This is a genomic window from Aureimonas sp. AU4 (assembly GCF_001463765.1).
In the GTDB taxonomy this organism is placed as follows: Bacteria; Pseudomonadota; Alphaproteobacteria; order Rhizobiales; family Rhizobiaceae; genus Aureimonas.
This window is the reverse complement of record NZ_BBWK01000051.1, coordinates 56,820-69,987: the sequence shown is the minus strand read 5'-3', so window position 1 is coordinate 69,987 and position 13,168 is coordinate 56,820. Positions and strand designations below refer to the sequence as shown.

Genomic DNA, 13,168 nt, shown 5'->3' with positions numbered 1-13,168 from the left:
ATCGTCCCGGCCGGGCGAACCGGCCTTCGATCGCCCCCCGTAGGTGCGCGGCCGACATGACGGGGCCTGCCCGACGTTTTGAACAACACGAACGGGCCGACGCGTCGGCCGCGAGCCGGCCCGCCTCTTATCCACTCTTATCCACTCTGCCGCAGCCCACAGTGCGAAATCCGCAAGGCTCGTGTGACATGGTTTGATCGTGCCTTTGGCGAAGTGAGCCACGGCTCTCCCGTGCTGAAACCGAGCCTCCCGCGATGCAGGACTCTTCCGCGCATCGAAACAACGAAGGTTGTCGCACGCCCCGAGCCCTGGACGTGCGACGTGCCAGGGCGTCCGCTTCTCAGCCGAGGGGCAGGCGGCTGCGCTCGGTGGCCTGACGCTCGGCCTCCTGCGCGGCCTTCAGCATGGCGCGCGTGTACATGAGCGCGTGGGAGGCGAGGTCTCGGCTGTCCTCCCACAGGTTTCGCCAGATGCCGAGAATGCCTTCCAGCGGCTGGCCGACAACGCGCGAGGAGAAGCTTTCGAAGGCGATCGGTCCCTCATAGCGCGCCCGCACCAAGGCCCGGAACACGGCGGTCAGGTCGATCGAGCCCGATCCCATGTAGCCGCGATGCGAGTCGCCCGTGTGGAAGTAGCCGATGTGGGGGCCGGCATCGACGATGGCCTGGGCGATGTCGGATTCCTCGATGTTCATGTGATAGACGTCGAGATGCACCTTCACGTTCGGCGCGCCGACGAGCCGAACCATCTCCACCCCTTGGGCGGCGGTGTTGCAGATGTTGGTCTCGTAACGGTTCACCACTTCGAGGGCGAGCGTGATGTCGCTGCGCGCCGCGATTTCGGCAACCCTTGCCAACGTCTCCGCCGACTGCCGGATGCCCTCGCGCGTCGGCGGCACGGCATATTTGCCGAAGCCCGAGTAGAGGATGCCTCCGATCGTGCGGCCGCCGCAGTCGCGGCACACGCGCACGGCGTCCTCGAGCTTGCGCCGGCCGCGCTCGCGCTTCTCCGGGTCGCCCGACGAGATGTCGCTGTCGAAGTCGAGCCCGAGCGAGAACGAGACGCCGATGCCCGCCGTCTCGAGTTCGCGGCGCGTGAACTCGGGTCGATCAGGCTCGGATCGAGCGCCGGCACCTCGATGAAGTCGTAGCCGATCTCCGCCGTGTTGCGAATGGCGCGCGCGCATTCCTCGTGGCTCCAGCCCGCCTCCCAGACGAGCGCATGAACACCGAGCTTGTTCATCGAACTTCTCCTCCCCTTGCCGACGCCGTTGCGGCCTCGTGCCTACCCCCCATGCGTCCGCGCACTATACGAAAGCTTATAGGAATCGACACAGGCCCGCGATGCGGGGGCGCTAGATCGGACCAGGGGCGCGAACCGGGCGTCCGGAGGCCGTTGCCATGCGCTCGCTCGCCAACCGCGTCACAGCCGTCACCCTGCCCGCCGTACTGCTGGTCGCCGCCTGGGCCGGCATCCAGTACGGGACCGGCAACGTCCATCAGGTCGCGCCCGGCCTCTACCGCTCCGGTCAGCTGACCGCCGAGCGCCTCGACGGCCTGATCCGCTCCGCCGGCATCCGCTCCGTCCTGAACCTGCGCGGCGCCCATCCCGAAGCGTCCTGGTGGCGGGACGAGGCGGCGGTGGCCGCGCGCCACGGGGTCGACTACCGCTCGCTCGCCATCTCGGCCCGCAGCGAGCCGGACGACGCCACGATGGACGAAGTCGCCGCGCTGGTCGCCCGGATGCCCAAGCCCCTTCTCGTCCACTGCCAGGGCGGATCGGACCGCAGCGGCCTCGCCTCGGCCGTCTACGAGCTGACGGTCGCGGGCGAGAGCCCGGAGGAGGCGGGCGAGCAGCTCTCGCTGCTCTACGGCCACTTCCCCTTCGCCGGGAGCCCGACGCGCGCGATGGACACCGCCTTCGTCCGCTTCGCCACGCGCCACGAGGCGGCGCGCGAGCGCGTAGCCGGGGATCTCTCGCCCCGTCCGTGACCGCCCGCCTTCCACCGGCGATAGGGGGCAGAGACGTGAAGGGCGGGCCGCGATAGGCTAACGGTCGCCCCGCGATCCGCCATTCTCCGACCTCATGCCCGCCAGCAGCTCCGCCGCACCGACCCGCAAGATCATCCATATCGACATGGACGCCTTCTATGCGTCGGTGGAGCAGCGCGACGATCCTTCGCTTCGCGGGCGGCCCGTGGCGGTGGGCGGCTCGGCCGAGCGCGGCGTGGTGGCCGCCGCCAGCTACGAGGCGAGGGCGTTCGGCGTGCGCTCCGCCATGCCCTCGGTGACCGCGCGCCGCCGCTGCCCCGACCTCGTCTTCGTCAAGCCCCGCTTCGACGTCTACAAGGCGATCTCGGCCGAGATCCGCACCGTCTTCGCCGAACATACCGACGCGATCGAGCCGCTCTCGCTGGACGAGGCCTATCTCGACGTCACCGAGAACAAGGGCGGGATCATTTCGGCGACGCACATCGCCGAAATGATCCGCGCCCGCATCCGCGAGCGGACCGGGCTCACCGCCTCGGCCGGCGTGTCCTACAACAAGTTCCTCGCCAAGCTCGCCTCCGACCACCGCAAGCCCGACGGGCTCTTCGTGGTGACGCCCCAGATGGGCGCGGCGTTCGTCGCGGATCTGCCCGTCGCGCGCTTCCATGGCGTCGGCCCGGCCACGGCGGCCAAGATGGAGCGGCTCGGCATCCGGACGGGCCGGGACCTGCGCGAGCGGAGCGTCGCCTTTCTCACCGAGCATTTCGGCAAGATCGGACCCTACTACCATGGCATCGCGCGCGGCATCGACGAGCGGCCCGTGCGCGCCAACCGCATCCGCAAGTCGGTGGGCGCCGAGAACACGTTCGGTCGCGACATCCACGACAAGGCGGAGATGCGCGAGGCGCTCGGCCCCATCCTCGACAAGGTCTGGCGCCACTGCGAGGCGACGGGCACGCGCGGTCGCACCGTGACGCTGAAGGTGAAATACGCCGACTTCCGGCAGATCACCCGCGCCCTGTCCGGCCCGCGTCCGGTCGACAGCCGCGCCGCGCTGGAGGCCCAGGCCTTCCGGCTTCTGGCGGACCTTGCGCCCGACCCGCGCGGCGTGCGCCTTCTCGGCGTCACGCTGTCGGCGCTGGCCGGTCCCGCTTCGGACGGCGAGGAGTTTGCGGGCGGCCAGTTCGCCCTGCCCTTCTAGGGTCAGGGCTCCTGCTCGGAGCCAGAAGGGAATGGTGGCTTCAAGCGCTGTGGGGAAGAAGACGGTCGGGCATCGGCCGCAGCGGTACCGTCGCTTGCGGAAATGGTTTGAGACGCGTTGAAGCGCTGATTGAGCTTGATCGTGCTTCTCTGAGCCTAGGCCAAACGACGCGTTGGGACGCTTCACCCGGCGCTTCCCGCGCTCGGGCAGATGTCGGCGACCGCGCACGCGCCGCAGCGGGGCGCGCGGTGGTGGCAGACGCGCTGGCCGTGCAGCATCAGGATCTCGTGGTTGTCGTAGAGCGTCTGGGCGTCCCAGTCGGCGGGAAGCTGGGCGCGCAGGATCGCGTGGCTCGGGCCGACCGCCACCTTCGCGCCGATCAGGCCGAGCCGCTGCGCGACACGGTGGTGATGGCTGTCGACCGGCAGGGCGGGCATGCGCAGACGCGAGAAGGACAGCACCGCCGCGCTGGTCTTGGGACCGATGCCGGACAGCTCCTCCAGCCACGCGCGCGCCCGGTCGACACCCATCTCGGCGAGGAAGTCGAGCTCGAGATCGCCGACGCGCGCGAGCACCTGCGCCAGGATCTCCTGGATGCGCGGCGCCTTGAGCTCGGGCCAGCGCACGCCGCGGATCGCTTCCTCCACCTCGGCGGTCGGCGCCTCGATCACCTCCTCCCATGTGGAGAAGCGCTCGCGCAGCCGCTTGAAGGCCGCGCCCGAGTCCGCGTTGCGCGTTCGGTGCGACAGGAGCGAGGAGACGAGCTCGCTGACCGGGTCGAGGTCGTGAAAGTAGCCGATCGGGCAATGGTACTCGGCGCACAGGCGCTTGTGCACGAGAAGGGCCTTGGCGCGAAGCGCGGCATCGGGATCGGCGGACGGCTTCGCGCCCGTGCGGGCGGGCTCGCGCGGGCGGGCCCTGCGCCGATCCGGGACGGGCGAAGGGGCGAGGGGCGCGGCGGGGCCGCCAAGAGGTAGCTGGGCCATGAAAGCGCCAATCGTTAACGAATTCGCCCGGTTCCATCCGCTTGCCGCCTGCGGCGATTTGGTGCCGGGCCGATCGCTCCCCATCTGACGCCCGACGCCACGGCCTTGACTTCCCGAGGCCCGAGACACGAAGGTGGCGCCGCGCCCGGCCGGGGGAGGATCCGGCTTTCCGCCAGAAAGTGCCTGCGATGCTGACCCGCCCCGACGCCGCCCCCGTGATCGTTCTCAACCCCGACGACGACGTGGCGGTCGCGCGGCGCGTGGTGGCGGCCGGCGAGCCGCTCGGCGTCGAGGCGATCGCGGCGCGCGCCGAGATCCCGAGCGGCCACAAGGTCGCCATCCGCGCGGTTCCGGCCGGCGGCCGGGTCCTGAAATACGGGCAGGTGATCGGCCTCGCCACCGCCGACATCGCGCCCGGCGACCATGTCCACCTGCACAACCTCGCCATGCAGGACAGCGCCGTGCGGCACGAGTTCTGCGCCGACGCGCGCCCGACGCCGCTCCTGCCGGAAGCCGAGCGCCGGACGTTCCAAGGCTATGCGCGCGCCGACGGGCAGGTCGGAACGCGCAACTACATCGGCATCGTCTCCTCGGTGAACTGCTCGGCCACGGTCGCCAAGGCCGTCGCCGACCACTTCAACAACAAGGGCGGCCTAGAGGGTTTTCCCAACGTCGACGGCGTGGTCGCGCTGACCCACGGGCAGGGCTGCGCCCTGTCGGTGAAGTCGGAGGCCTACGACTACCTGACGCGCACGCTCTCGGGCTATGCGCGCCATCCGAACTTCGCGGGCATCCTGATGATCGGGCTCGGCTGCGAGTCGAACCAGATCTCCTTCATCCAGCGCCGCTACGGGCTGGAGGAGAGCGCGCGCCTGCGCACCATGACGATCCAGGATCGCGGCGGCACGCGGCGCACGATCGAGGAGGCCATCGCGATCATCCGGGGCATGCTGCCCGAGGCCAACGCCGCGCAGCGCACCCCCCAGCCGCTCTCGGGGCTGAAGCTCGCGCTCGAATGCGGAGGCTCGGACGGCTACAGCGGCATCTCGGCCAACCCGGCGCTGGGCTACGCCTCGGACCTTCTGGTGCGCCATGGCGGCACGACGTGCCTCGCCGAGACGCCCGAGATCTACGGCGCCGAGCATCTCCTGACGCGCCGCGCGGCGACGCCCGCCGTCGCGCAGAAGCTGATCGACCGCATCGAGTGGTGGCAGTCCTACACCGAGCGCCACGGGGCGGAGCTGAACAACAACCCCTCGCACGGCAACAAGGCCGGCGGGCTGACCACGATCCTGGAAAAATCGCTCGGCGCGGTGGCCAAGGGCGGCTCGATGCCGCTGGAGGCGGTCTACGAATATGCCGAGCCCATCGACGCGCAGGGCTTCGTCTTCATGGACACGCCGGGCTACGACCCGGTGGCGGTGACGGGTCAGGTGGCGGGCGGCTGCAACGTCCTCGTCTTCACCACGGGGCGCGGCTCGGTGTCGGGCTGGAAGCCGGTGCCGACCATCAAGGTCGCGACCAACACGCCCATGTTCGAGCACATGAGCGAGGACATGGACTTCGACTGCGGGGGCATCGTCACGGGCGCCGAGACGATCGAGGCGGCGGGCCGGCGCATGTTCGAGCAAATCCTGGCCACGGCTTCGGGCGAGCGCACCCGAAGCGAGATCTACGACTACGGCGACAACGAGTTCGTGCCCTGGCAGCTCGGCGCGATCACCTGAGCGCCAGAGGGGGAGGGCTCAGCCCTCCTCCGCGTCGTCCTTGAGATAGGGCTCGACGGGGCCGCGCAGCTTCAGGAGCAGCGGCTTGCCCTTGCGGTCGCGCGCGGTTCCGGCCGCCACGCGGATCCAGCCCTCGCTGACGCAGTATTCCTCGACATTAGTCTTTTCCGCGCCCTTGAAGCGGATGCCGATGCCGCGCTGGAGAAGGTCGGCATCGTGATAGGGGCTGTCGGGGTCGATCGCGAGGCGATCGGGCAGGGCGACGGACTTCGGATCGCTCATGGCGGGCTCCTTTCGGGTTCGGAGCCCCCTCTAGCGGAAGCCGGGCCGCCCTGCCAACGGGCTCTAGCGAACGCGGCGGCGCTCGGAGGCCGGCTGGAAGGCCAGGCGCGCGTGGTAGGCGCAGTAGGGCGAGGCATCGCGCGAGTGGTTGCCGCAGAAGCGGAACTCGTTGCTGAGCGGATCGCCGAGCGGCCACTTGCAGGTGCGCTCCGACAGCTGGATCAGCGTCAGGTTGCGCGTGGCGGGCGCCGCCTCCACGAGGCCCGTCGACACGCGGGTCTCCCCGACCGTATCGAGCGCCAAGCCCTCGGGCTCGGGCATCTCGATGGCGGGGGCGACGAAGCGGGGTGCGGGCGCGGCCGCCGCCGGGGCGGGCGTCGACACCACGAGGCGCGGGAGCGCCGGGGCGGCGGGCGGGGCGACCGGCGCCGGGGCGGCCGGCATCACCGCGCCTTCCAGAAGCGCTTCGCGCTTCAGGGCGTCGGCGGGCGGCTTGATGCGGCTCTCGAGCTTCAGGCGATGCACCTTGCCGATCACCGCGTTGCGGCTGACGCCGCCGAGCTGCGAGGCGATCTGGCTGGCGCTCAGCCCGTCGCCCCATAGGCGCTTCAGGGAATCGATCCGTTCGTCGGTCCAACTCATGCGGTCGAACACTCCTTGCAACTGCCGGGCGCGTGGGAGCGGCCCGAGGAGGAATGCGGGCGTCGGAAGCGTCGGGGACATCAGGTCCCGCGCCCGGCTCGTCCTTGAAACGCAAGGCCGTTCGCCACGCCCGCCGGGTGTTGCCTTGTCTGTTAGCGTGGTGGCGCTTCGCAAGGCAAGGTTGCGGCAAGCTCCAGGGCTCCGGCCGGTCGCTTATCAACAGGACAGAAGGCGGGCGCGACGGGGCCGCGGCGCCCGCCCGGCGCCCGCCCTTGATTGACAATGCGCCGCTCGGCCGTGGTATAGCCGGGGCTCGCGCTCCGTCGAGGCCCGTCCTCCCGCCCGATCCGCCGCCACGGCCGCGAGCCTCGCCCTTCCCGTTCCTCCCCAAGCCGAAGCCCCGTCATGCACCAGGCCGACGATCCGCTGTTTTCGACCTTCGCCAGAGCGAACCTCAGCGTCGAGCGAGGCGAGGGCGTCTGGCTGATCGACACCGAGGGGCGACGCTATCTCGATCTCACCGGCGGCATCGCGGTGAACTCGCTCGGCCACGCCCATCCGCACCTGGCGAAGGCGCTGGCCGATCAGGCGGCCAAGCTGTGGCACGTCTCGAACCTCTTCGAGATCCCCGAGCAGCGGCGCCTCGGCCAGCGGCTGGTGGACGCCACCTTCGCCGACAAGGCCTTCTTCACCAATTCCGGCGCGGAAGCGCTGGAATGCGCGATCAAGACCGCGCGGCGCTACCACTACGTCTCGGGCCGGCCCGAGCGCTATCGCATCCTTACCTTCGCGGGCGCCTTCCACGGCCGCACGCTCGCCACCATCGCGGCCGGCGGGCAGGCCAAGTACCTGGAAGGCTTCGGCCCGAAGGTCGAGGGCTTCGACCAGGTGCCCTTCGGCGACCACGAGGCGCTGCGCACCGCCCTCACGCCCGAGACCGCCGCGATCCTCGTCGAGCCGATCCAGGGCGAGGGCGGCATCCGCGCCGTGCCCGACGTCTGCCTTCGCGGTCTGCGCGAGCTCTGCGACAAGGAGGGCATCCTCCTGATCTACGACGAGGTGCAGACCGGCGTCGGGCGCACCGGCACCTTCTTCGCCTACGAGCGTTCGGGCGCCGCGCCCGACATCCTCGCCTCCGCCAAGGGCATCGGCGGCGGCTTCCCGATGGGCGTGTGCCTTGCCACCGCCGAGGCCGCCAAGGGCATGACGCCGGGCACGCACGGCACGACCTTCGGCGGCAACCCGCTCGCCATGGCGGTCGGCAACGCGGTGCTCGACGTGGTCCTGGCCGACGGCTTCCTCGAGGAGGTGCGCCGCACCGCCTCGCTCCTGCGCCAGGGCCTCGCCTCGCTGCAGGACCGCTACCCCGACATGGTGGAGGCGGTGCGCGGCGAGGGGCTGCTGATCGGCCTCAAGCCCACCGTGCCGAACGGCGAGCTGATCGGCGCCCTGCGCGATAAGAGCCTCTTGGCGGCGCCCGCCGGCGACAACGTCGTGCGCTTCCTGCCGCCCCTCACGATCACGGCGGACGAGGTGCGCGAGGCGGTCTCGCGCATCGACGACGCGCTCGCGACGCTGCGCGACAAGGCGAGGGGAGCGGCGGCATGAGCGCGCTTCGGGAAACCCGGACGACCGGCCGGGACGCGCCGCGCCACTTCCTCGACCTTTCGGCCGTTTCGGCGGCCGACCTTCGCGCCATCCTCGACGACGCGGGCGCGCGCAAGCGCGAGGGCCGCGCCGGCCCCCGCCCGCTCGAGGGGCGCACGCTCGCCATGATCTTCGAGAAGCCGTCCACGCGCACGCGCGTCTCGTTCGACGTCGCCATGCGCCAGCTCGGTGGCGAGACGCTGTTCCTGTCGGGCTCGGAGATGCAGCTCGGCCGCGCCGAGACGATCGCCGACACGGCGCGCGTCCTGTCGCGCTACGTCGATGCCATCATGATCCGCACGACCGTGCATTCGCGGCTTCTGGAGATGGCGGAAAGCGCCACCGTGCCGGTGATCAACGCACTGACCGACGACACACATCCCTGCCAGATCATGGCCGACATCCTAACCTTCGAGGAGCATCGCGGCCCCGTGAAGGGGCGCACCTTCGCCTGGACCGGCGACGGCAACAACGTCCTGAACTCCCTGATCGAGGCGGCGGGCTGCTTCGACTTCACGCTGCGCATCGCGACGCCCGAGGGCTCGGAGCCCGACCCGCGCTTCGTCGAGCGGGCAAGGGCGGCCGGCACGCGCCTCCATCTGACGCACGATGCCGTTGAGGCCGTCAGCGGCGCGGATTGCGTCGTCACCGACACGTGGGTCTCGATGGGCCGCGAGGACCAGGCGCGCGGCCACAACGTCTTCCAGCCCTACCAGGTGAACGAGCGCCTCATGGCCGAGGCCGCGCCGGACGCCCTGTTCATGCACTGCCTGCCGGCCCATCGCGGCGAGGAGGTCACCGACGCGGTGATCGACGGGCCGCAGTCGGTCGTCTTCGACGAGGCGGAGAACCGCCTCCATGCCCAGAAGTCGATCCTGGCCTGGGCCTTCGGCGAGGTCGCGTCGCGTGGCTGAGGGCGTGCGGGAACTCGGGCAATTCGGCTTTGCCGGCGACGACGCGGTGGTGCCCTTCGCGGTCGAGGCGCTCGACGCGCGCGGGCGTGCCGTGCAGCTCGGCACGATGGTGGACGCGATCCTCGCGCGCCACGACTATCCCGCGCCCGTCTCGCAGCTTCTGGCCGAGATGGTGGCGCTGACTGTTCTGCTCGGAACCTCGCTGAAGTTCAGCGGCAAGTTCTCGGCCCAGACCCAGACCGACGGGCCCGTCGACCTTCTGGTGGTGGACTTCACGACGCCCTCCTCGGTGCGCGCCTACGCGCGCTTCGACGCCGAGCTCCTGGCCGCGGCCGAGGCCGAGGGGCGCCTGCAGGCGCCCGATCTCCTGGGGCGCGGCATCATGGCCCTCACCATCGACCAGGGGCCGCACACCCAGCGCTACCAGGGCATCGTCGAGCTCGACGGCGCCTCGCTGGAACAGGTCGCCGAGACCTACTTCCGCCAGAGCGAGCAGATCCCGACCGTGGTGCGCCTCGCCGTCGCGCGCATCGCGCGGCGCATCGAGGGCGAGGGCTTCCGCGAGACCTGGCGCGCGGGCGGCCTGATCGCCCAGTTCCTGCCCGAGGCGCCCGAGCGCCTGCGCGTCATCGACCTGCCGGGCGGCGACGCGCCCGAGGGTACGGAGATCGCCGCTCCGCTCGAGGACGACAGCTGGACCGAGGTTCAGGCGCTGGTCGGCACGGTCGAGCCGTCCGAGCTCGCCGACCCGGAAGTCGGCGTGGAGCGCCTCCTGTTCCGCCTCTTCCACGAGCGCGGCGTGCGCGTCTTCGAGCCCGTCCCCGTGCGCGACGACTGCTCCTGCACGCGCGAGAAGATCCGCGGCGTCTTGGCCGGCTTCTCCGCCGAGGAGATCGACGAGAGCGTCGAGAACGGCCGGATCGACGTGAAGTGCGAATTCTGCGGCGAGAGCTACAGCTTCTCGCCCGAGGAGTTCGAGCCGAAGGCCTGACGAGCCGATGGCTTGAAACCGGACGGAGCGATGAGGAACGAGGGCGGGCCGCTGGCCATCGCGGCGGCGCTGGGAACCGGCGCGCTCCTGACCATCATGGTCCAGTTCAACGGCGCGCTCGGGGCGGCGGCGGGCCCGGTCTTCTCGTCCTGGGCGGCGCACGGCACGGGAACGCTCGCCGCCACCGCGCTTCTCCTTGCCCTTCGCGGCCGGCGCCGCCGGGCCCCCGCTCCGGAGGCGGTCGGTGCGCCGCGCTTGCGGGCGCCCCTCTGGGCCTATGCCGGCGGCCTGTCGGGCGCGCTCACCGTGATCATCACCTCGCAGGCCGTGAACAGCGGCCTGGGACTTGCCGGGACGCTGGCGCTCGGGCTTCTCGGCCAGGTCGTCTTCGCGCTCCTGGCGGACCGCTTCGGCTGGTTCGGCCTGCCGTCGCGCCGGCCCGACCGGCGCGACGGCGCGGCGCTTCTCCTGATCCTGTCGGGCAGCGCGCTGATCATCCTGTTTGCCGGCGCCGAGCCGTGACCTTCCTCGTCCTCGCAACCCTCGCCGGCGTCCTGGTCGGGCTCAGCCGGCAGCTGAACGGCCGCCTCAGCCTCTCGACCTCGCCGCTCACGGCCTCGTTCTGGAACCACGCGGTCGGCTTCGGAGCGCTGACGCTGCTCGGGCTGGTCGTGGGCGGACTTCTCGTGCCGGGCGCGCGTCTCGCGCCCTGGTGGAGCTATCTCGGCGGGCCGGTCGGCGTCGTCTTCGTGGCGGCGGGAAGCTGGGTGATCGCCCGGCTCGGCGCCGCGCGCACCGCGCTCCTGATGATCGCCGGCCAGATGGTGTCGGGCGTCGCGCTCGACTGGGCGACGGGCCGCCCCTTGCGCCTCTGGGCGGCGATGCTGGGCGTGGCGCTGATCCTCGCCGGCGCCGCCCTCACGCGTCGCCCCCGCCCCTCAACGAGCGTTGCGCCGCGAGACGCCTGAGCGCGGACGCCTGTCGCACCCTTCGCGTGACGAACGTCACAGCGCATCGCTCTGCCTGGGCGCATACCGATGACCGGCATGCAGGCGGAGGCGACGATGCGCGATACGGACGAGGCTCTGGAGACCCTGGAAGGTCTCTCAGGCATCCAGGGGCTGCGATGGGACGGGAACGGCCAGGTCGAACTGGTCTTCCAGCGGCGGTGGTCGGTCGTGGTCGTGCGGGTCGATGCCGCGCGTCTCGAACTTCTCTCGGAAATCCCGCAGCTTGGTACGGACCTCCCGCGCGAGGCGCTGGTCCAGCTCCTCACCGCCAACTACCTGGGCGAGGCGACCGGCACGGGCCGCATCTCGCTCGATCCGCGCGACGGGGTGGTGACCTTTGGCCTAGGCCTCGACGTGACGCGGCTCGATGCCCGCGCGCTGGAGGCCGCCTTCGCCGATTTCCTGCGCTACCTCGCCTTCTGGACGTCCCCGGATGCCGCGGGAATCGTCCAGGCGAGGGGGCCGGGCGACATGGCCGCCGCGCCTGCCGACGCCGATCGCATGATCCGCATCTGATCTTCCGCACCATCGTCTTCCTGAAGGAGCGCTTCCATGTCCATGACGCGAGTGGGAAACAACGCTGTTCCCCAGCAGGTCGCTCACGCGGCGCCGTCCAAGGCGGCCGAGGGCTCGGGTCCCTTCTTCGACGTGGATCTCGGCAGCGCTGCCCGACCTGCCGCCCGCACCGCCCTGAAGGACGCGGTCTCCAGCTTCTTCACGAAGATCGCCTTCGGCGGCTCGGTCGCCGTGGGTTTGTTGAAGGAGGGTCTCCAGCGAGCCGATCAGGCCGTCCTGCAACCCATCGAGAAGGCGATGGCAAGCGCCTGGAAGGCCGTCTCCAGCGTTCCGGGACGGATCGCCGACGGTTTTCACGCCCTGCGAGCCGAGAGGCCCGCGAGCGGGGCCGGCACGGCGGTCCAGACCGCGGCTGCCGTCGCCGCGCCCGAGCGGGCGCCCACCCGCACGATCGGCGAGATGGCCCTGGCCGCTCATGCCGTGGTTCTGCAGCAGGAGGCGACGTTCCAGCCGGGAGGGGGCGGTTCCACGCTGCGGGGCGGTGAGCTCAAGGAGTCCGACGAAGCCTTGAGAGGGATGGTGGACGCCACGTTCGGTCCGGAGCTTCAGTCCTTCCGGGACAGCCTGGGCGGCACCGAACTTGCGACCTTCCGAGGAAACCCCGAAAGCGTTTCGGCCTCGGATGCCCTGCGCACCGACAGCGAGATCGACGCATCGGTGGATCGCTTCATCGACAACATGGAGCGCTTGAACGACATGATCTTCGGCGACGGGAGCGATGCCGCGATACGGAGGACGGCCGAACGCTTGCCGATGGACGCCTGCACGCTCGTGGCCGCCCGCCACGACGCCGTCGATCAGACGAACCAGACCGCCTCGTTCAAGACCGCGCTCAAGAACCTTCTGAGCGGGCAGGAAGGGTCCCTTCGAACCTTCGGACCTCTCCTGGTGCAGGGTGCCGATCGCGATTCCCTCCAGGGTCTCAATGCGATCGCCGTGACGACCTTCTTTCAGCACTGCACCAAGGCCGAGGCCGCCCGGGGCGAGCTGCCCAAGGCCACCCAGGCGGGCGTCATTCCCGATAGCCGGCGGCCTCAACTGGAAGCGCTGGCCACCCGCACGCACGACAATCTGATGCGCCTCGGCGCGGCGATGGCGGAGCGCGGTCATGCCGCGTTCCAGGCCCTCAGTCTCGAAAACCTGATGGCGACCGAGGAGATGTCGAGCTTCGTCCGCTGACGTGGGCAAGCACGCCGAGCCCGGG

At 70.7% G+C, this 13,168-nt stretch carries 14 protein-coding genes; 10 read left to right on the top strand and 4 right to left on the bottom strand.

What is annotated here, in order from left to right:
- Nucleotides 1-340: 340 nt before the first annotated feature.
- Entirely contained in the window at nucleotides 341-1,186 is an 846-nt protein-coding gene (locus AUL35_RS15485) for a sugar phosphate isomerase/epimerase (RefSeq protein WP_244493793.1), read from the bottom strand.
- A 214-nt stretch (nucleotides 1,187-1,400) separates the two neighbouring features.
- On the opposite strand from AUL35_RS15485, the gene AUL35_RS15480 reads away from it, so the two are divergent.
- Entirely contained in the window at nucleotides 1,401-1,991 is a 591-nt protein-coding gene (locus tag AUL35_RS15480; RefSeq protein ID WP_062016325.1) for a tyrosine-protein phosphatase, read from the top strand.
- 94 nt (nucleotides 1,992-2,085) lie between these two features.
- Nucleotides 2,086-3,189 carry a DNA polymerase IV gene (gene dinB / locus AUL35_RS15475; protein WP_062016323.1) on the top strand — a complete coding sequence of 368 codons (1,104 nt, stop codon included), beginning with the start codon at nucleotides 2,086-2,088 and terminating at the stop codon, nucleotides 3,187-3,189.
- A 182-nt stretch (nucleotides 3,190-3,371) separates the two neighbouring features.
- On the opposite strand, the gene nth is transcribed toward dinB, so the two are convergent.
- Nucleotides 3,372-4,175 (bottom strand): endonuclease III, encoded by an 804-nt coding sequence (gene nth / locus AUL35_RS15470; protein ID WP_062016321.1) that lies wholly within the window; start codon nucleotides 4,173-4,175, stop codon nucleotides 3,372-3,374.
- Between the two features lie 188 nt (nucleotides 4,176-4,363).
- Between nth and AUL35_RS15465 the strand changes: the two genes are divergently transcribed.
- A complete protein-coding gene (locus AUL35_RS15465) occupies nucleotides 4,364-5,902 on the top strand; it encodes a UxaA family hydrolase (protein ID WP_062016319.1) in 1,539 nt (512 codons plus the stop codon).
- 18 nt (nucleotides 5,903-5,920) lie between these two features.
- Here AUL35_RS15465 and AUL35_RS15460 read toward each other — a convergent pair whose 3' ends face one another.
- A complete protein-coding gene (locus AUL35_RS15460) occupies nucleotides 5,921-6,184 on the bottom strand; it encodes a DUF3297 family protein (RefSeq protein WP_062016317.1) in 264 nt (87 codons plus the stop codon).
- Between the two features lie 63 nt (nucleotides 6,185-6,247).
- A complete protein-coding gene (locus AUL35_RS15455) occupies nucleotides 6,248-6,826 on the bottom strand; it encodes a GcrA family cell cycle regulator (RefSeq protein WP_062016315.1) in 579 nt (192 codons plus the stop codon).
- 405 nt (nucleotides 6,827-7,231) lie between these two features.
- Here AUL35_RS15455 and AUL35_RS15450 point away from each other — a divergent pair, with 405 nt between their 5' ends.
- From AUL35_RS15450 to AUL35_RS15420, 7 genes are all read left to right on the top strand, one after another.
- On the top strand, nucleotides 7,232-8,434 hold the full coding sequence (locus AUL35_RS15450) for an aspartate aminotransferase family protein (protein WP_062016313.1): 1,203 nt from the start codon (nucleotides 7,232-7,234) through the stop codon (nucleotides 8,432-8,434).
- Nucleotides 8,431-9,387, top strand: coding sequence for an ornithine carbamoyltransferase (gene argF / locus AUL35_RS15445; protein WP_062016312.1), 957 nt, complete (start codon nucleotides 8,431-8,433; stop codon nucleotides 9,385-9,387). The genes AUL35_RS15450 and argF overlap by 4 nt, the downstream gene beginning before the upstream one ends.
- Entirely contained in the window at nucleotides 9,332-10,378 is a 1,047-nt protein-coding gene (locus tag AUL35_RS15440; protein WP_062016310.1) for an Hsp33 family molecular chaperone, read from the top strand. Before argF ends, AUL35_RS15440 begins: the two co-directional genes overlap by 56 nt.
- A gap of 30 nt (nucleotides 10,379-10,408) precedes the next feature.
- Nucleotides 10,409-10,900 carry a DMT family transporter gene (locus AUL35_RS15435; RefSeq protein WP_062016308.1) on the top strand — a complete coding sequence of 164 codons (492 nt, stop codon included), beginning with the start codon at nucleotides 10,409-10,411 and terminating at the stop codon, nucleotides 10,898-10,900.
- Nucleotides 10,897-11,346: a DMT family transporter gene (locus tag AUL35_RS15430; RefSeq protein WP_062016306.1), complete on the top strand. Its 450-nt coding sequence runs from the start codon at nucleotides 10,897-10,899 to the stop codon at nucleotides 11,344-11,346. Before AUL35_RS15435 ends, AUL35_RS15430 begins: the two co-directional genes overlap by 4 nt.
- A gap of 96 nt (nucleotides 11,347-11,442) precedes the next feature.
- On the top strand, nucleotides 11,443-11,904 hold the full coding sequence (locus AUL35_RS15425; protein ID WP_192847106.1) for a type III secretion system chaperone: 462 nt from the start codon (nucleotides 11,443-11,445) through the stop codon (nucleotides 11,902-11,904).
- A gap of 36 nt (nucleotides 11,905-11,940) precedes the next feature.
- Complete coding sequence (locus tag AUL35_RS15420; RefSeq protein ID WP_062016302.1) at nucleotides 11,941-13,143, top strand: hypothetical protein; 1,203 nt, start codon at nucleotides 11,941-11,943, stop codon at nucleotides 13,141-13,143.
- Nucleotides 13,144-13,168: the final 25 nt, after the last annotated feature.

What these genes read in the sequence shown, in the direction of transcription:
- AUL35_RS15485 (WP_244493793.1), bottom strand. Translation starts at nt 1,186, where the DNA reads ATGCGCGCGCGCCATTCGCAACACGGCGGAGATCGGCTACGACTTCAT.
- AUL35_RS15480 (WP_062016325.1), top strand. Translation starts at nt 1,401, where the DNA reads ATGCGCTCGCTCGCCAACCGCGTCACAGCCGTCACCCTGCCCGCCGTA.
- dinB (WP_062016323.1), top strand. Translation starts at nt 2,086, where the DNA reads ATGCCCGCCAGCAGCTCCGCCGCACCGACCCGCAAGATCATCCATATC.
- nth (WP_062016321.1), bottom strand. Translation starts at nt 4,175, where the DNA reads ATGGCCCAGCTACCTCTTGGCGGCCCCGCCGCGCCCCTCGCCCCTTCG.
- AUL35_RS15465 (WP_062016319.1), top strand. Translation starts at nt 4,364, where the DNA reads ATGCTGACCCGCCCCGACGCCGCCCCCGTGATCGTTCTCAACCCCGAC.
- AUL35_RS15460 (WP_062016317.1), bottom strand. Translation starts at nt 6,184, where the DNA reads ATGAGCGATCCGAAGTCCGTCGCCCTGCCCGATCGCCTCGCGATCGAC.
- AUL35_RS15455 (WP_062016315.1), bottom strand. Translation starts at nt 6,826, where the DNA reads ATGAGTTGGACCGACGAACGGATCGATTCCCTGAAGCGCCTATGGGGC.
- AUL35_RS15450 (WP_062016313.1), top strand. Translation starts at nt 7,232, where the DNA reads ATGCACCAGGCCGACGATCCGCTGTTTTCGACCTTCGCCAGAGCGAAC.
- argF (WP_062016312.1), top strand. Translation starts at nt 8,431, where the DNA reads ATGAGCGCGCTTCGGGAAACCCGGACGACCGGCCGGGACGCGCCGCGC.
- AUL35_RS15440 (WP_062016310.1), top strand. Translation starts at nt 9,332, where the DNA reads ATGCCCAGAAGTCGATCCTGGCCTGGGCCTTCGGCGAGGTCGCGTCGC.
- AUL35_RS15435 (WP_062016308.1), top strand. Translation starts at nt 10,409, where the DNA reads ATGAGGAACGAGGGCGGGCCGCTGGCCATCGCGGCGGCGCTGGGAACC.
- AUL35_RS15425 (WP_192847106.1), top strand. Translation starts at nt 11,443, where the DNA reads ATGCGCGATACGGACGAGGCTCTGGAGACCCTGGAAGGTCTCTCAGGC.
- AUL35_RS15420 (WP_062016302.1), top strand. Translation starts at nt 11,941, where the DNA reads ATGTCCATGACGCGAGTGGGAAACAACGCTGTTCCCCAGCAGGTCGCT.